The organism is Legionella gresilensis (assembly GCF_900639865.1).
Lineage (GTDB): Bacteria > Pseudomonadota > Gammaproteobacteria > Legionellales > Legionellaceae > Legionella_C > Legionella_C gresilensis.
In genome coordinates, this window is the sequence record NZ_CAAAHX010000009.1 from 38208 (window position 1) to 55651 (window position 17444).

Consider the following 17444-nt stretch of genomic DNA (forward strand, 5'->3'; position numbering starts at 1 on the left):
TTTTTAAATTTATTGTATTAGTATCGTGATGACTAGGAGGCTTTTGCCTCCTTTTTTACATGTAGGTAATATCATGCAACATATCACCGACTTACAACTTCAAGCTATTGAAGCTATAGAACAAGCTCAAGATATAAATACACTTGAAGCTATACGAGTTGATTACCTGGGTAAAAAAGGTAAATTAACTGAGATTTTAAAATCACTTGCTAAATTAAGTGTTGAAGAAAGGCCTAAGGTAGGCCAGTTAGTTAACCAAGCTAAACAAATAGTTAATGTACAGATTGAAAATAAACTGCTGCATTTAAAAGAATTGCAATTAAAGGAAAAGCTATCTGCCGAGCAAATTGATGTTACTTTGGCAGGGCGGCAGAATAAATATGGTGCTTCGCATCCTATTACCCAAGTAAGGCAGCAGATTAATGATTATTTTAGTCGGTTGGGATTTGACATCGTTAGTGGTCCAGAGATTGAAACAGACTACTATAATTTTGAGGCCTTAAATATTCCAAGCCACCATCCAGCGCGTGCGATGCATGATACTTTCTACTTTGGTAGTGGCCATTTGTTAAGAACGCACACTTCTCCTGTGCAAATTCGCACAATGGAACAGCGCCAACCACCTCTACGTCTGATTGCTCCTGGTCGTGTATATCGTTGTGATTCTGATCTAACGCATACCCCAATGTTTCACCAAGTTGAAGGATTATTAATAGATGAGCAAACAACTCTGACTCATTTACGTGGCTTACTGCAGGATTTCTTTGCTTATTTTTTTGGTAGAGAGTTAGCGCTACGCTTTAGACCTTCTTATTTTCCTTTTACAGAGCCTTCTGCAGAAGTGGATATTGAATGTACCCAATGTTTTGGTAAAGGTTGCCGTTCCTGTAAGTTCACTGGCTGGCTTGAGGTATTAGGCTGTGGTATGGTCCATCCTAATGTTTTAAAGGCTGTAAATATTCCTATAGATCATTATCAAGGTTGGGCCTTTGGAATGGGGATTGATAGGCTAGCAATGCTATATTTTGGTATCGATGATTTAAGAATGATGTTTGAAAATGAGCTAGCTTTTTTAAAGCAATTTTAGATAACTATAACTAACGTAAGTTCAGCATCAAATAACTTTTATAATGTTAACAGCTATTGTCAGAATAAGTTTGTTTTATTCTAAAAAATGGCGTTAATTTAATGTCGAACTTATTTATGTTTAATCTGGATCCCGTACAAATGCTTCGCATTTTACGGGATAACGTTCGTTTAGCACCATAAAAGAGCCTTTAGCTCTTTCATGGCAAACTTACGTTAATTAACTATGTAAGCTGATAGTAGGCGGATGAATCAATGAAAGTAAGTGAAAATTGGTTACGAGAATGGGTCAATCCTGGGTTAAATACCGAGCAATTAGCCTCGGTATTAACCATGGCAGGGTTAGAAGTTGATGCTGTTAATCCTGTTGCTGGCACATTTAATAACGTCATTGTAGCGCAAGTTACTGAGACAAAACCTCATCCCCAAGCCGATAGATTAACGCTTTGTGAAGTTGATATAGGCCAAGAACAATGTTTAAAAGTTGTGTGTGGCGCTTCGAATGTGCGAGCAGGCTTAAAAGTTGCTCTAGCGCAAATAGGCGCTACTTTACCTAATGACTTGATAATTAAAGAAACAAAAATTAGGGGTGAGCTGTCACAAGGTATGCTTTGTTCGGCTGCAGAACTAGGCCTGCTAGATACTTCAGAGGGTATTATTGAGCTTGCCAATGAAGCTCCATTAGGAAAAGATTTACGCGACTACTTAGCGCTTAACGACAGTGTTTTAGATATTGATCTAACGCCTAATCGTGCCGATTGCTTAAGTGTTATCGGTGTAGCCCGAGAAGTAGCTGCTCTAACTCAATCAAGCTTAGTACCTATAGCTATTGCTGATATTAAACCAAGAATTGATGAGGTAAAAACAGTTAATTTGACTGCCCTAGAGGCATGTCCCCAATATTATGGCCGAGTTATACGGGGTATAAATTCTCAAGCAGTAACGCCACTTTGGATACAAGAACGTTTAAGGCGAGCTGGACAACGAATTATTCATCCTATTGTTGATATTACAAATTATGTAATGTTAGAGCTAGGTCAACCAATGCATGCTTTTGATTTTAATTACTTAAAGGGCGATATTGTTGTTCGCTACAGTAATAAAAATGAAACTATTGAATTACTTGATGGTCAGCAGCTAAGCTTACCAGAAGGCGTATTACTCATCGCAGATGATAAAGAGCCTCTTGCAGTTGCTGGCGTAATGGGGGGTGCACAAAGCGCTGTTAATGAAACAACAGTCGATATTTTCTTAGAAAGTGCATTCTTTAGTCCTCCGGTCATTGCAAAAGTAGCAAGAAAATTTGGTATATTTACCGATTCTGCACAGCGATTTGAACGAGGTGTTGACCCTAATTTGCAAGTTAAAGCAATGGAAAGAGCTAGTGCGTTAATTCTAGAGATCGCTGGGGGATGTGCAGGGCCTATTACATTAAAGCAAGAACCACAATTTTTACCTGTTAATCAGCCTATTAAATTTAACCCTTTAAACGTTAAAAAACTAACAGGTCTAGATATTTCAGAAGCAGATATTAAGCAAATATTACTAAATTTAGGTATGTCTATTATTGAGGAAGAGAATATATGGCAAGTAATGGCACCTTCCTACCGTTTTGATATACATTTAGATGTTGATTTAGTAGAAGAAGTAGTAAGGCTTTATGGTTACGACCGTATTCCTGGGCAAAAGATGGTAGCTCCTATAGTAACTGGCGAGATTAACCCCTTAGAAGTTTTATCAATAAAATTTAATCACTTTTTTACTGCAAGAAATTATTACGAAACAATAAGTTATAGCTTTGTTGATCCAGAGTTACAGCGTATCATTTGTCCTAATATGGAAGCATTAAGTCTCTTAAATCCAATTTCTTCTGAATTATCACAAATGCGAGTTAGTATGTGGCCCGGCTTAATTGCATCTATGATTCATAATATTCATCGGCAGCAAACAACTATTAAATTTTACGAGAATGGCGTTGTTTTTAATTCTAAAGATGGAAAAATTCAAGAAGAAAATTGCATAGCTGGCTTATTAACGGGTGAATATGCGCCCTTAAATTGGTTAGAAGAAAAACGTAAACTTGATTTTTATGATGCAAAAGGCGATTTAGAAACATTATTTCGTTTATTGCACTTAAATGATGTGTGCTTTAAGGCGAGCGAACACTCTGCCTTACATCCTGGTAAGACAGCTGAGATTATTTGGCAAAATCAAACAATTGGTTGGTGCGGTGTGCTACATCCACGTTTAGCCGATGCGCTTGATCTTACAGATGAGGTTATTCTTTTTGAGCTAAAAACCCAGGCATTGACTACAAGTACAATTGCACATTATCGTAAAATCTCTAAATATCCACAAATTCGACGTGATTTGTCTTTTTTAGTTAGCAAGCAAGTGACCGCTGAGGAGATTAAATTGGCTGTTATGCGGGTCGTTAATCCACAATTATTAAAGTCATTTGATATTTTTGATGTCTATACAGGTAAAGCTATTCCAGCAGACAAAAAGAGTTTGGCAATTGCCATAACATTACAAGATAATAATCGAACATTGATTGATGAAGAGATCAATGAAATAATTAGTGCTATAATCAAGGAACTAACTGATAAATTTACAATTACATTGAGGGACTAACCGTGAATGCTCTAAGTAAAGCGATGATTGCTGAGACTTTGTTTTCTGAGTTAAACCTAGGTAAACAAGACGCAAAGGAAATGGTTGAACAGTTTTTTGAAACTATCAGATATGCTCTTGAAAATGGACAGCATGTAAAGTTGTCAGGTTTTGGTAATTTTAATCTTCGAGATAAGCCGCAGCGCCCAGGACGTAACCCTAAAACGGGTCAAGAAATTCCTGTGGTAGCTCGTCGGGTAGTGACATTTAAACCTGGCCTTAAACTTAAAACAAGAATAGAAGAAAGAGGTAAATAATAATTTGAGTCACTATCTAAAACATGTATTTGTATGTACAAATCAAAAAGCAGCTGGCAAGGTGTGCTGTGCTAATACAGGCGGTGAAGAGTTTTTTGAATATCTTCGAGCTAAGTTACTAGAGCTAGAGTTATTTGGTCCAGGAAAAATTCGTGTAAGTAAATCAGGCTGCTTAGGTCGTTGTAGTTTAGGACCATGTATTGTTGTTTACCCTGAGGGAGTATGGTATCGATACGCTTCGACTGACGATATTGATAGAATTATTGCAAACCATTTAATGAACAATAAAATTGTTCCTCAGCTACTTATTGATAGCTCACCGGATTTGCTTAATTAACGTGAGTTCGCCATAAAAGAGACCTAGGCTCTTTTATGGCGCTAAACGAACGTTATCCCGTAAAATGTGAAGCATTTGTATGGGATGCAGGTTAAACATAAATAAATTTGACATAAAATATATTCTTATATTTTATGTCAAATTCATGTTAGCTTTTGCGTAGCTATACCCATAAGAGTAAATAAATAATCTTAAATTAGCTTAGATGAATAAAGAATAATCACCTTAGATCTTAGAATCTATACAAGTTTTGATGTATTTTACTTGTAGGTTACGGTAGTTTTAGTTAAAATCGCCCCTTCATAATTAGAAGATTACCAATTCTTACGAAGCGGTATGGAGTTATTTGATGAAAACATTTAGCGCCAAAGCTCACGAAGTGAAGCGTGACTGGTATATAATTGATGCAACTGATAAAGTATTAGGCCGTGTTGCAACTGAAATTGCGCGCCGTCTACGCGGTAAACATAAAGCAGAATATACTCCTCATGTTGATACAGGGGACTATGTCGTAGTTATTAATGCTGACAAAATTACCGTAACTGGAAAGAAATTTAAAGATAAAATTTATTATCGCCATTCTGGCTATCCTGGTGGTATTAAAGAGACTTCTTTTGATAAATTACAAGAGAGTCATCCAGAGCGGATTATAGAGTTAGCAGTAAAAGGTATGTTACCTAAGAATATATTAGGTAGACAAATGTACCGTAAGCTAAAAGTTTATGCTGGTAGTGAACACCCGCATACCGCGCAGCAACCTAAAGAACTTGAGATTGAGGAATAAGTATTATGGCTGAAATGCAGCAATACTATGGTACTGGTCGCCGAAAAAGCTCAACAGCGAGAGTTTTCTTACGTCCCGGAAAAGGTAATATTATAGTTAATAATCGTCAATTAGAGGATTATTTTGGCCGTGAAACATCATGTATGATTGTTCGTCAGCCCTTAGAAACTGTAGATATGGTGGAAAAGTTTGATATCTATGCAACAGTTGTTGGCGGTGGAATTTCTGGCCAAGCTGGAGCAGTGCGTTTAGGTATAGCTCGTGCTCTTGTGGAATATGATGAGCATGACTTAGCTGAAGATGCTGAATTAAATGATGATTCTTATCGCCGAAAATTACGTGCTCGTGGCTTACTAACTCGTGATTCACGCCGTGTTGAGCGTAAAAAAGTTGGTTTACACAAAGCTCGTCGCGCAACTCAGTACTCTAAACGTTAATATTAAGTTTATACTTACTGTATAGATTTAAATAATGACACTTTAATGAAGTCCATTTTATTTAATTAATTTTAAATAAAAGTGGATTTCATTTATTTAAAATCATATTGACCCTTCAATGTTTCCAACTATTTCAAAGTAATATTCCGTTTAATTTTTCCATCGTTTTTAGCTCTTCCACCCTTATTAATTCTTTGATATAACTTGCATTTATAATACTGTAATGCTCAAATTTATTTATACGTTAAGAATTAAAGTAACATTACTTATAAATACATGTTAGTGTTAATGAGTTTAATACCCATAAAGGATGATAAACAGTGACAGATGATAATGAGCATACCCCTGATGTGCTCCTTTCTCAGGAAGAGATTGATGAAAAGCGACGCAAATTTCTTTTAACAGCAACGGGCGTGTTAGGCGGTATTGGCGCTGCTTGTGCATTAACTCCTTTTATATCATCATGGTTGCCAAGTGCAAAAGCACAAGCGGCAGGCGCACCTGTTGAAGTGGATTTAAGTAAACTTGAACCTGGACAGCAAGCTACTATTGAGTGGCGAGGTCGGCCTGTGTGGATAATACGCCGTACCAAAGCCATGCTGGAGCAATTAGCGGGCGCTGAAGATCAACTACGCGATCCAGAATCTTTGGTTGAACAGCAACCTTCTTATGCTAAAAATAAATATCGATCTATAAAGCCAGAATACTTAGTATTAGTGGGTATTTGTACTCATTTAGGGTGTTCTCCTAAATATACACCGCAGGTTAATGAATTAGGGCCAAATTGGCGTGGTGGCTTTTACTGCCCTTGTCATGGCTCCACCTTTGATCTGGCGGGAAGGGTTTTTAAAGGCGTTCCTGCGCCTATTAATTTGGAGGTACCTCCATATCGTTTTGTTAATGATCATGTCATTATAATTGGCGAAGATGAGCAACAAGGATAGGTGATCTATGCGGGGTTTGATAAATTGGGTTGATGAGCGTTTTCCATTGCTTAGTACCTGGAAAAGTCATATTAGTGAATACCCAGCACCAAAAAATCTTAATTTTTTCTATTTTTTTGGCTCATTAGCGACCATTGTATTAATAAACCAAATTGTGACTGGTTTATGGTTAACGATGTTTTATACACCCTCAGCTAACCAAGCTTTCGCGTCCGTTGAATATATTATGCGTGATGTTAATTATGGTTGGCTCTTGCGCTACATGCACTCTACCGGTGCATCGGCTTTTTTTATTGTTGTTTATATTCATATGTTTAGGGGAGTCTTATATGGCTCTTATCAAAAGCCGCGTGAATTAATTTGGCTTTTAGGTATGGCTTTATTTTTATTGCTATTAGCGGAAGCTTTTTTTGGCTATCTGTTGCCTTGGGGGCAAATGTCCTATTGGGGAGCACAAGTTATTACTTCATTATTTGGCGCTATTCCTTTTGTGGGCGATAGTCTAGTTGTCTGGCTTAGAGGTGATTATACGGTAGCTAATGCGACCTTACAGCGTTTTTTTGCTCTGCATGTAATTGGTATACCTATCTTACTTTTATTACTTGTTTTTCTTCATATTGTTGCGCTACATAAAGTAGGCTCAAACAATCCCGAAGGTATTGAGATTAAGAAAACGCTAGATGAACATGGTAAGCCAATAGATAGTATTCCCTTTCATCCTTACTACACTGTGAAAGATTCAGTCGGATTAATGATTTTTTTAATTTTGTTTTTTGCAATAGTTTGCTTTGCGCCAGAAATGCATGGTTATTTTTTAGAGCATGCTAATTTTACGGCAGCTGATCCTATGGTTACACCTACACATATTGCGCCAGTTTGGTATATGACGCCTTTTTATACGATATTACGTGCTATTCCTGATAAATTATTGGGTGTCATTGCTATGATTGCATCAATTTTCATTCTTGCTTTCTTACCTTGGTTAGATAGAAGCAAGGTTCGGTCAATGCGATATAAAGGATATTATTCACGTATTGCACTTGCTCTATTTGTAATTAGTTTCATAAGCTTAGGATACTTAGGTACAGTGCCTGTAACAACAAATAGACAGTATCTAGCCCGTATATTCACTTTTATCTATTTTGCTTATTTTTTCTTAATGCCCTTTTATACACGCATCGAAAGATGTAAGACAGTACCGCTAAGGATTAGCCGATGAAGATAAAACTGCTTATGAAACTCTTCTGCAGCGACCCATTGTTAAGTTTCAGCAGTGCTCAAACTCACTCGACCTACAAATGTATTGGACTTGTAGTTAGCTTGTCACAATATCTAATCAAGTTTTGCAAAAATTCTCTTAAACAAATAATGATTGTATTCATTAGTTTGACGATAGTATCAATTTCTTATGCACTTGAAAACGAAGATGTCCGCATGCTGCCTGTAGAAATAGATTTACATGACCAAGAAGGTTTGCAAAGAGGCGCGAAACTTTTCATGAATTATTGTTCAGGTTGTCATTCTTTAAAATATATGCGTTACAATCAAATGGCCAATGATTTGGGTTTAACGACCTTTGATGGTGAAGTAGATAAAGATTTATTGTTCAATAACTTAGTTTTTACACAGGCCAAGCTACATGATCCGATTGAAATAGCATTACCGGCTGCAGATGCTAAACAATGGTTTGGTACAGTTCCTCCTGACTTATCTTTAATTGCGCGCGTACGAGGACCATCTTGGCTATATACTTTCTTAAAAAGTTTCTATGCCGATCCAACTCGTCCTTTTGGTAGTAATAATGTATTAATTCCTGGTGTAGCAATGCCTAATGTATTGGCACCCTTAGCGGGGCAAATGATTGCAATAAGAGAAAATAACCAAAAATTAGGTCCTATTACGCATCTACTGAAAATTACTGATGGTGAGATGACTACTCAGGAATTCGATAATGCTATTGAAGATTTAGTAAATTTTTTAGCCTATGTGGGTGAGCCCGTCCAGTTAACACGTTATAGGATAGGAGTTTTTATTATTGCTTTTTTAAGTATCTTCTTGATTATCGTCTATCTCCTTAAAAGAAGCTACTGGCAGCGTCTACCTCACTAATTGTTATAATCTTTGCTGCAAGTATAGGGGGAGATTTAATTAAGGATTACTGGAAACAGTAGAAATATTAAGTGCAAAAAAAGTGAAAAATTCATCTTTAATAAACATCATAATGAAATTTGTGTTAAAATGTCGCCTTTTGACAAGCCTTAAGCACAATTAACGATCGACGAGGAGTCCGTAATGGCTATTGTAGCAAAGCGCACTATTATGTCACTTTACTCAGATAATGATGATGTTTACAGTCATCAAGTTCGCATAGTTCTAGCAGAAAAAGGGGTTAATGTAGAAATTCTTCCTGCAAAGCAAGGTGAGGTCAATACGCATTTACTCAATATTAATCCGTATGGCACAGTTCCTACTTTAATTGATCGAGAGCTTGTTCTTTATGAAGCTAGAATCATTATGGAATATCTAGATGAGCGTTTCCCTCATCCACCTTTATTGCCAGTTTATCCTGTTGCTCGTGCAGAAGCTCGCAAGATGATGCATCGAATTGAAGAAGATTGGTATAAGTTATTACAGCGAATTAAACAAGATGACGAGGCTGAAGAAGCACGCCAACATTTACTAGAAAGTTTGGTGAGCCTAGAGCCCGTTTTTGCAGATAAACCCTATTTCCTTAGCGAGGAATTTTCCTTACTAGATTGTGCACTAGCTCCTTTATTGTGGCGGTTACCACAATTAGGTATTATAATTCCTGAGCAAGTAAAAGGAGTACATGCTTATATGCAGCGATTATTTAAGCGTGATTCGTTTCAAGCTAGTTTAACAGAAACTGAGCGACAATTACGGGCAGCATAAAATGACAATGACCTCAAACAGACCTTATCTAATTCGAGCTATATATGATTGGATTGTAGATAATAATCTTACTCCTCATATTTTGGTTAATGCGGAATATCCTAACGTACAAGTGCCGCAGGAATATGTCAATGGTGGCAAAATTGTACTCAATATTTCGCCACAGGCCTGCCGAGGATTGCATTTAGAAAATGATCGTGTTGTTTTTACTGCACGTTTTTCTGGTGTAACACATCAAATTTTTGTTGTTCCGGGAGCTATCTTAGCAATTTATGCTAAAGAGAATGGCCGAGGTATGGAATTTGGGGAAGAATATAATGAGCCAGCAGTTCCTCCCGCTAATGTCAACGAACAAAAAGGTCGAAATAGGCCCGCCTTAAAATTAATTAAAAAGGATGAATCTTAGTAGAGCATGTTTTGCTTCATAATTATCTAAATGTATTTTACATTATTCTATTTTATGTATTAAGTTAGAATAATGTAAACATCAACGCGATAGTATTAAATTAATAAGAATTTGATTCTATTAAGTCTCCAAGCTATAGCGTCGCGAAGGATTTTACATAGGAGTACATGTCTGAGCTGAGCGAACTTGCAGCACAGTATACAGCTTAGTAGGTGACGCTATATATAATTCACAAGATTGTGGAGTCAGCATGACATCGGATATTGCGCTTTTTCATACTAACTTAATTAGAGATTGTGAGCGGGCTGCAACGGTAGATTATCAAATGACTGAGTCAGAACTCATGTCTCTAGCAGGTGTTGCGGCATTTAAATCATTAAAGCGATTATTCCCTACCGTCCAAAAAATCATTGTTTACTGTGGTAGTGGTAATAATGCCGGTGATGGTTATATAGTGGCTCGCCTTGCTCATCAAGCTGGTTATTCAGTGATTATTAATCAATATAAATCCCTTGATCAGCTTCCACCTGTTGCTCAAAAAGCTGCCCTAGAGGCGATAGATGCTGGTGTTGCCTGTCATTATATGGATGAAATGATAGAAGATGATGCTGACTTAATCGTTGATGCGCTATTAGGCATTGGTTTAAAAGGCTTAGTTAAAGAGCCTATATTGAGTGCAATTGATCAAATTAACGAAAGTGGTTTGCCTGTGCTTGCTATTGATGTTCCGTCAGGACTGAATGCTGATACAGGTGCTATTATGGGTGACTGTGTTCGAGCCACAGCAACAATAACCTTTATTGGTTATAAATTAGGTATGATGACTCTAGACGGCCCAGATTATTGCGGGAAAATCATTTTAAATAATTTGAAATTAGAGCATTGTTTAAGTCAGCTTGCTCCAAGTGGTTACATATTAGAAAAATCCGAATTTGTTTCTTTACTACCTAAAAGACCTAAAAATTGTCATAAGACAGATTTTGGTCATATATTAGTTATCGGTGGTGGGTATGGCATGCCAGGTTCCATTTGTTTAACAGCTCAAGCTGCATTAAGAGTCGGGGCGGGCTTAGTAACTATTGCAACACAATCACATTATGCTAAACAAGCAATAGCTAATTTACCGGAAGTAATGATTTATGGTATAGAGGAAGCAAAAGACATTCTTGCTTTGCTCGCTAAAGCGACTGTTTGTGTGATTGGACCTGGTCTAGGAACAGATCAGTGGGCGCAAGACTTATTTAATCAAGTTATTACTTCGCAACTACCTATGATTATTGATGCTTCGGCACTTCGTTTACTTGCTGAGTCACCCCAATATGATGATAATTGGGTCCTAACGCCTCATCCAGGGGAAGCAGCAAGCTTGCTTAAGTGCTCAACGCAAGAAGTGCAATCTGATCGTTATGAGGCGGTTAATCATCTACAAGCTAAATTTGGTGGCAATGTAGTTTTAAAAGGCGTTGGCTCTTTAATCCGAACGGATGAGCCAGAAACTTACCTATGTCGCGCGGGGAATCCAGGTATGGCTACTGCTGGTATGGGCGATGTATTGAGTGGGGTTATTGCTGGTTTATGCGCGCAAAAGCTAGCACTTGCTGATGCGACTAAATTAGGCGTATGGTTACATGCAAGTGCGGCTGATAAAGCGGTTCAGGATAAAGGGGAACGAGGTTTAATCGCAAGTGATTTAATGCCTTATTTGCGAACTTTAGTTAATACATTAACCGTATAGCAATTTATTTATGCATAAACAGATTATTTATTTGCCTAATCAGGAAAATTGCGAGCAGCAAGCTAGGTGCTTAGCACATTGTCTAACTGCGCCCTTTATTTGTACGTTTAAAGGGGATATGGGTAGTGGTAAAACAACTTTTATTCGTGCCATGCTACGAGAATTAGGTGTTACATCAGCAATTAAAAGCCCAACTTTTTCATTAGTTGAAAGTTATGCATGTCAAAACTTGCAAATTCACCATTTTGATCTGTATCGTATAGTAGAAGAGTCTGAACTTGATTATATTGGTTTTAATGAATATTTCGGTGAAAATACGATTTGTTGTATAGAATGGCCAGAAAGAGCACCACATAAGTTATTAAATGCTGATCTTCGTCTCAGTTTAGAAATTGTCGAGGATAGTGGGCGGCAAATGACTATTGAAGCAGGTAACTCTATTGGGGAACAAATTTTATCTTGCCTTATAGGTAAACGATGAGAATACAGATAATAGTGTTTTCTTTATGCATACTTTTTAACTTAACCCTAAATGCTGCTAAGTTAAAGGGAATTGAAATAAAACAGAACGCAGGTAAGGCATCCTTATTATTTAACTTAGATAAGGCCATCAACCATAAAGTATTTACTTTAACCAATCCAGATCGTGTCGTTGTTGACTTAGAAAATACAGAACTTGCTTTTGATTTACGTAAGCTTAGTTTAAATACAAATTTAATTACTCGGGTTCGTAGTGGTTATCAGAATAAACATACCTTACGCTTGGTTTTTGAAGTAGCAAATAAAGTAATGCTTGATACTAAACCATGGAATAGGTTAACCAAAAATCGTAATGGTTTTTCTTTAAATATTTCAGCTAATCATTTAGAGCTTTTAACAAAGTCTATAAAAAATGTGCCGCCTCTATCCCCATTACCTATTAAACAAATTAGAAAACCATTAAGGGATGTTATTATAGTTCTAGATCCTGGTCATGGCGGCAAAGATCCTGGTGCTATTGGTCCTAGGCGTACAGCAGAGAAAAATGTAACGTTATCTATTGCAACAAAATTGAAGCAAATTATAGATAAACAGCCTGGTATGCGCGCCGTATTGACTCGCAATGGTGATTATTACGTTGGTTTGCGTGAGCGTTTAGCCATTGCAAGAAAATACAATGGTGATGTTTTTATTTCAATTCACGCTGATGCCTTTATCAATCGTGACTCTAGCGGCGCTTCTGTTTTTGCTCTATCACAACGAGGCGCGACAAGTGAGGCGGCCCGTTGGTTAGCAGAAAAGGAAAATTATTCAGAGTTAGGCGGTGTGAACTTAGCAGATTTAGATGATCAAAGTGGCCTTGTACGTACAGTCCTTATTGATTTATCACAAACTGCTACAATTGGGGCTAGTCTACACATGGGAGAAAAAGTATTACGAAATTTAAATACGTTAACTAAATTACATAATAACAAAGTTGAACAAGCTCGTTTTATGGTATTAAAATCGCCTGATATTCCGTCTATATTAATTGAAACAGGTTTTATTACTAATCCGCGTGAAGAGCATAACTTAACAAGCTCATACTATCAAACACGGTTAACACAATCGATTTTCCAGGGCCTTAAAGGTTATTTCTGGGAGTATCCTCCGCACGGAACTCATATAGAAGCCTTAGTAAATAGTAAAATGCGCTTTACTTTAGAATCTGTTGACAATAAATTACCAAAAAGTATTGCTAATCGTCATACCTCAACAGTAGCATTAGGTCTTAGTAAGTCAGAGCCCAATAAAGCTTAGATCAATCAATCTATAGAGTAGTTGTATCATTTATGAGAATCCATCAATTATCTACTGAAGTCGCCAATCAAATTGCTGCCGGGGAAGTGATCGAAAGGCCTGCATCGGTGGTTAAAGAGTTATTAGAAAATGCCCTAGATGCACAAGCGGATGTTATTCATATTGATATAGGTTTTGGTGGCTTAAATCAGATTAAGATAAGTGATAATGGGGTAGGTATTGTCGCTGAAGATTTACCTTTAGCCATTACGCCACATGCCACAAGTAAAATAACTAAGCTTGAAGATTTAGCTGCTATAGAAAGCTTAGGTTTTCGTGGAGAGGCGCTCGCAAGTATAGCATCGATTTCTAAACTTACTCTTAGCTCAAAGCCTGCCATGCAAGAACATGGGATGTTACTTGATTATCAAAATCAAGAAGCTAAATTAAGGCCATTTCCACGAGCTAAAGGAACAACGGTCGATGTCTGTGATTTATTTTACAATGCACCTGTACGTAAAAAATTTCTTAAAACAGAACAAACTGAATTTCAGGCTATTGATAATTTAGTAAGGCGTTTTGCGTTAAGCGCGCCTCATGTCACAATCAAGCTAAATCACAATGGGAAACCGACCCTATCTCTACCTGCTGCGACACAAGAAGTGTTACAAAAGGCGCGTATTAGTCGATTGTTAGGTAAGCAATTTGTTGAAAATGCTATGTATCTTGATGCTGAACATAATGGTGTAAAGCTTTATGGTTGGATAAGTGACATTCATTACCAGCGTAGTCAAAATGATAAAATTTGGGTTTATATTAATGGCCGGATGGTAAAAGATAAATTAATTAATCATGCTATCAAGCAAGTATATGAACCTATTCTTTATCCTGGACGCCATCCAGCTTGTATTTTGTATTTAGTGATTGACCCTCAAGAGATAGATGTTAATGTTCATCCAACTAAGCATGAAGTACGTTTCCAGCAACCACGTTTAATTCATGATTTTATTAATACACAGTTACGTCATACGCTTAATTTACCAGTGCATCTAAACCCTTCATTCTCTAAAGAATGGCCAAAGCGCCAATTAAATAAAGAGTCATTAAGTGTACAAGAAAATAGTGAAACCTTTAATTGGTTAATGCAGCAAGGTGAGGTACAGACTAATTTTAAATGGCTACAACTCTATAAAAGATTTATGCTTATTTATCTAGACCAAAAACCTTATATAATCGATTTACTAAAGCTACAACAACATTGGCTACAGGATGTACTTCATACCAGTGCCCTTCCTTTAGTATCTAGGGCTTTACTTGTACCTGTTTATAATGATATTCCAAAGTTATCTTTTGAAGATTTACAATTAGCAAGAGAGCTTTTACTTAAAGTAGGAATTGATATTCAACTTAAAGAAGATAACAAAATAATTATTTACTCTTTACCTCAATTGATTCCTAACTTAAATCTTAAACCTTTTCTTGTTTCTTTTTTTGCTTCTTCTTGTTTTAATCTAGATTCACTCATTGGTTTACTCATTGAAAATTGTAGTCAAGATGATACACCTATTACAGAAGAGGAGTGCAGAAGTTATATTTCTTATTTAGAAAAAAATCAGCCTACATTAGAAAAATTGCAAGTGATTAGGTATTTCTCTAGGGAAATTTGTCAGAGTTTGTTAAATGTTGAATAATATTTTTTGTCTATTAGGACCGACTGCTTCTGGGAAAACAGCGCTGGCTATTGAATTAGTGAAGCAATTCCCTTTTGAAATTATCAGTGTTGACTCAGCTATGATTTATCGTGAGATGGACATTGGTACAGCAAAACCAACAGCTGCGGAACTAGCATTAACACCTCATCATTTAATTGACATATTAGACCCACCCCAGGCTTTTTCTGCTGCTGAATTTTGTAAAGAAGCAGAAAGATTATGTGACGCAATTTTTAGGGCAGGGAAAATCCCGTTATTGGTCGGTGGTACAATGATGTATTTTAATGCCTTTCAGCAGGGTTTATCTGTCTTGCCAGAAGCGGATAAAGAAACACGTAATTATTTGCTTGAACAGGCAAGTTGTTTTGGCTGGGAAAAATTGCATGCTGATTTAGCCAATATTGATCCTTATTCTGCTGCAAAGATTCATCAACATGACACACAGCGAATTCAACGCGCTCTTGAGGTTTTTTATGTAACTGGAAAACCTTTATCTACTTTGCTAATTGAACGACAACAAATGCCTTACTCCTTTACAAATATTCTCTTAGTTCCAGAAGAACGAGCTTGGCTGCATCAGCGAATTGCTAAACGATTTGACCAAATGTTGAGCTTGGGATTTATCAAAGAAGTGGAGCTATTATTAGATAATTGGCATTTACCTCCAAACTGTCCTGCCATAAGGTGCGTTGGTTATCGTCAAGCTTATGACTACCTTTTGGGTAAGGATAACTTTGATCATTTTCGAGAAAAAGCAATTGCAGCAACAAGACAGCTCGCTAAAAGGCAACTAACCTGGTTACGACGTTGGCCAGAAAGTAACACTTTTGCCTGTGATAAACTGGAAAGCTGCAGTAAAATAATAGCGTTAGTCACTAAAATATTGGATAATCGCCAAAGTTAGGTGAATTCTTTTTTTAGCTCGTTTAAAAGAAGTTTTACTTAGGTTAATCCATTTAAATGATTAGAGTTCTTGTACAACTTGTAGAGTTTGCTTTAGTGCAAGGCATAAAGGTTTCGAGGAGCGGAGTTTACAGAGAGTAGGAGCACCGTAGAAACGTTTGCAACGCAGCACTAAAGTAAAAGATGCTGGTTATGCAAGGACTCTATTGTATATTACTTTATAGGCCAGGGAGAATCTCATGTCTCAGTCTCATAAACAGCCACCAAGTACAAAGCGAGAGTATATCGTTCATCCAAAAGATTTACCATTAAGCTGCCCAACAGACGCAATGGAAATATGGAACGCTCATCCAAAAGTTTATCTTCCTATAGAAAAAACAGGTGAAGTAGTTTGCCCTTATTGCAGCGCTCATTTTATTCTAAAAAATGATTAATTCTATTTGTGTTGTGCGTTTATCTGCATTAGGTGACGTCTTAATGACAGTTCCTTTAATTCGTACTTTGCAAGCCCAGTTACCGCAAGCAAAAATTACTTGGGTTATTTCAAGACCTGCCTATGACTTAGTTGAAGGTATGCAAAATGTTGAATTTATCGTGATTCCAAAACCTAATTCGATAAAAGATTATTTACAGTTTAAAAAAAGATTAACTGGCCGCCGTTTTGATGTTTTACTGGCTGCTCAGTCAAGTTTTCGAGCTAATTTACTTTATAGTTTCATTAAAGCAAAACGAAAAATAGGCTATGATCCATTACGTGCTAAGGATGGTCATAAATGGTTTATTAATGAAACAATTAAACCAGGAAATGATCATACCTTAGAGGCTTTTTTAAAATTTGCTGATGTTTTAGGCATTAAAGAAAAAGTATTGACTTGGAACTTATCCATCAAAGCAGCGGATTACCAGTGGGCACTTCATTATTTTACTTCCGGACAGCCAGTTTTACTCGTTAATCCAGCGGCAAGTAAGCCAGAACGAAGTTGGCTTATTAATCGATATGTTGAAGTAATTCGTTATGCACAATCTCAGTGGCAGATGCAAGTGATTCTAACAGGCGGGCCTGGCGCTTATGATCGGTTCTTAGCTGATGCTATACAAAAACAAGTTACTTGCATTGATTTAGTGGGCAAGACAAGACCTAAACAACTTTTAGCACTAATCAGTCAGGCAACTGTTTTATTGTGCCCTGATACCGGCCCATCTCATATGGCTGCAGCTGTAGGTACGCCTGTAGTAGCTTTACATGCTGTAACAAGTGCTCAAGTTTCTGGTCCCTATCTTTATCAGGATTTAGCTGTTGATTGTTATTCTATAGCAGTAGAACAAGTCCTTAAAAAAGCGCCACATGAGAATAAATGGGGTACGCATGCACATGGTGAAGAAACAATGAAATTAGTAACAGTAGAGGCTGTGCTAGAAAAATTAAAAATTGCTAAAAATATCAAACGAAAAAACAAGGCATTGCAGTTTAGTTAAAGTTTGAAAAACTTATCAAACTT

The 17444-nt window shown here is 37.0% G+C and carries 18 protein-coding genes; all 18 read left to right on the forward strand.

The genetic code is table 11. From position 1 onward, the window contains the following. The first annotated feature begins 73 nt into the window (after positions 1–73). The 18 genes from pheS (at position 74) to E1P04_RS12000 (ending at position 17421) form a co-directional block, all read left to right on the forward strand. Positions 74–1087: a phenylalanine--tRNA ligase subunit alpha gene (pheS, locus tag E1P04_RS11915; RefSeq protein WP_131783232.1), complete on the forward strand. Its 1014-nt coding sequence runs from the start codon at positions 74–76 to the stop codon at positions 1085–1087. A 254-nt stretch (positions 1088–1341) separates the two neighbouring features. Continuing rightward, a complete protein-coding gene (gene pheT / locus E1P04_RS11920; RefSeq protein ID WP_131783133.1) occupies positions 1342–3720 on the forward strand; it encodes a phenylalanine--tRNA ligase subunit beta in 2379 nt (792 codons plus the stop codon). A 2-nt stretch (positions 3721–3722) separates the two neighbouring features. Beyond that, complete coding sequence (locus tag E1P04_RS11925; protein ID WP_115332103.1) at positions 3723–4016, forward strand: integration host factor subunit alpha; 294 nt, start codon at positions 3723–3725, stop codon at positions 4014–4016. Between the two features lie 4 nt (positions 4017–4020). Then, entirely contained in the window at positions 4021–4353 is a 333-nt protein-coding gene (locus E1P04_RS11930) for a (2Fe-2S) ferredoxin domain-containing protein (RefSeq protein WP_131783134.1), read from the forward strand. A gap of 349 nt (positions 4354–4702) precedes the next feature. Then, entirely contained in the window at positions 4703–5137 is a 435-nt protein-coding gene (gene rplM / locus E1P04_RS11935; RefSeq protein WP_131783135.1) for a 50S ribosomal protein L13, read from the forward strand. A gap of 5 nt (positions 5138–5142) precedes the next feature. Continuing rightward, positions 5143–5574, forward strand: coding sequence for a 30S ribosomal protein S9 (rpsI, locus tag E1P04_RS11940; protein WP_131783136.1), 432 nt, complete (start codon positions 5143–5145; stop codon positions 5572–5574). Between the two features lie 320 nt (positions 5575–5894). Continuing rightward, positions 5895–6518, forward strand: coding sequence for a ubiquinol-cytochrome c reductase iron-sulfur subunit (gene petA, locus E1P04_RS11945; protein ID WP_131783137.1), 624 nt, complete (start codon positions 5895–5897; stop codon positions 6516–6518). Positions 6519–6525: 7 nt separating this feature from the next. Beyond that, positions 6526–7737, forward strand: a complete 1212-nt coding sequence (locus E1P04_RS11950; RefSeq protein ID WP_131783138.1) for a cytochrome b — start codon at positions 6526–6528, stop codon at positions 7735–7737. 149 nt (positions 7738–7886) lie between these two features. Beyond that, complete coding sequence (locus tag E1P04_RS11955) at positions 7887–8627, forward strand: cytochrome c1 (protein WP_131783139.1); 741 nt, start codon at positions 7887–7889, stop codon at positions 8625–8627. A gap of 183 nt (positions 8628–8810) precedes the next feature. After that, entirely contained in the window at positions 8811–9431 is a 621-nt protein-coding gene (sspA, locus tag E1P04_RS11960) for a stringent starvation protein SspA (RefSeq protein ID WP_131783140.1), read from the forward strand. Position 9432: 1 nt separating this feature from the next. Next, on the forward strand, positions 9433–9837 hold the full coding sequence (locus E1P04_RS11965; RefSeq protein WP_131783141.1) for a ClpXP protease specificity-enhancing factor: 405 nt from the start codon (positions 9433–9435) through the stop codon (positions 9835–9837). A gap of 250 nt (positions 9838–10087) precedes the next feature. Beyond that, positions 10088–11572, forward strand: a complete 1485-nt coding sequence (locus E1P04_RS11970) for an NAD(P)H-hydrate dehydratase (RefSeq protein WP_131783142.1) — start codon at positions 10088–10090, stop codon at positions 11570–11572. A gap of 10 nt (positions 11573–11582) precedes the next feature. Continuing rightward, positions 11583–12053: a tRNA (adenosine(37)-N6)-threonylcarbamoyltransferase complex ATPase subunit type 1 TsaE gene (gene tsaE, locus E1P04_RS11975; protein ID WP_131783143.1), complete on the forward strand. Its 471-nt coding sequence runs from the start codon at positions 11583–11585 to the stop codon at positions 12051–12053. After that, positions 12050–13351: an N-acetylmuramoyl-L-alanine amidase gene (locus tag E1P04_RS11980; protein WP_131783144.1), complete on the forward strand. Its 1302-nt coding sequence runs from the start codon at positions 12050–12052 to the stop codon at positions 13349–13351. Before tsaE ends, E1P04_RS11980 begins: the two co-directional genes overlap by 4 nt. 32 nt (positions 13352–13383) lie before the next feature. Beyond that, positions 13384–15021: a DNA mismatch repair endonuclease MutL gene (gene mutL / locus E1P04_RS11985; RefSeq protein ID WP_131783145.1), complete on the forward strand. Its 1638-nt coding sequence runs from the start codon at positions 13384–13386 to the stop codon at positions 15019–15021. Then, complete coding sequence (gene miaA, locus E1P04_RS11990) at positions 15011–15946, forward strand: tRNA (adenosine(37)-N6)-dimethylallyltransferase MiaA (RefSeq protein ID WP_131783146.1); 936 nt, start codon at positions 15011–15013, stop codon at positions 15944–15946. Before mutL ends, miaA begins: the two co-directional genes overlap by 11 nt. A 238-nt stretch (positions 15947–16184) precedes the next feature. Beyond that, positions 16185–16379, forward strand: coding sequence for a zinc-finger domain-containing protein (locus tag E1P04_RS11995; protein ID WP_131783147.1), 195 nt, complete (start codon positions 16185–16187; stop codon positions 16377–16379). Further along, entirely contained in the window at positions 16372–17421 is a 1050-nt protein-coding gene (locus E1P04_RS12000) for a glycosyltransferase family 9 protein (protein ID WP_131783148.1), read from the forward strand. The genes E1P04_RS11995 and E1P04_RS12000 overlap by 8 nt, the downstream gene beginning before the upstream one ends. The last annotated feature ends 23 nt before the right edge of the window (positions 17422–17444 follow it).

Coding starts and splice junctions, on each gene's coding strand:
- E1P04_RS11980 (WP_131783144.1), top strand. CDS start 12,050: ATGAGAATACAGATAATAGTGTTTTCTTTATGCATACTTTTTAACTTA.
- E1P04_RS11965 (WP_131783141.1), top strand. CDS start 9,433: ATGACAATGACCTCAAACAGACCTTATCTAATTCGAGCTATATATGAT.
- mutL (WP_131783145.1), top strand. CDS start 13,384: ATGAGAATCCATCAATTATCTACTGAAGTCGCCAATCAAATTGCTGCC.
- tsaE (WP_131783143.1), top strand. CDS start 11,583: ATGCATAAACAGATTATTTATTTGCCTAATCAGGAAAATTGCGAGCAG.
- pheS (WP_131783232.1), top strand. CDS start 74: ATGCAACATATCACCGACTTACAACTTCAAGCTATTGAAGCTATAGAA.
- E1P04_RS11950 (WP_131783138.1), top strand. CDS start 6,526: ATGCGGGGTTTGATAAATTGGGTTGATGAGCGTTTTCCATTGCTTAGT.
- rpsI (WP_131783136.1), top strand. CDS start 5,143: ATGGCTGAAATGCAGCAATACTATGGTACTGGTCGCCGAAAAAGCTCA.
- E1P04_RS11955 (WP_131783139.1), top strand. CDS start 7,887: ATGATTGTATTCATTAGTTTGACGATAGTATCAATTTCTTATGCACTT.
- pheT (WP_131783133.1), top strand. CDS start 1,342: ATGAAAGTAAGTGAAAATTGGTTACGAGAATGGGTCAATCCTGGGTTA.
- miaA (WP_131783146.1), top strand. CDS start 15,011: ATGTTGAATAATATTTTTTGTCTATTAGGACCGACTGCTTCTGGGAAA.
- sspA (WP_131783140.1), top strand. CDS start 8,811: ATGGCTATTGTAGCAAAGCGCACTATTATGTCACTTTACTCAGATAAT.
- rplM (WP_131783135.1), top strand. CDS start 4,703: ATGAAAACATTTAGCGCCAAAGCTCACGAAGTGAAGCGTGACTGGTAT.
- E1P04_RS11970 (WP_131783142.1), top strand. CDS start 10,088: ATGACATCGGATATTGCGCTTTTTCATACTAACTTAATTAGAGATTGT.
- E1P04_RS12000 (WP_131783148.1), top strand. CDS start 16,372: ATGATTAATTCTATTTGTGTTGTGCGTTTATCTGCATTAGGTGACGTC.
- E1P04_RS11995 (WP_131783147.1), top strand. CDS start 16,185: ATGTCTCAGTCTCATAAACAGCCACCAAGTACAAAGCGAGAGTATATC.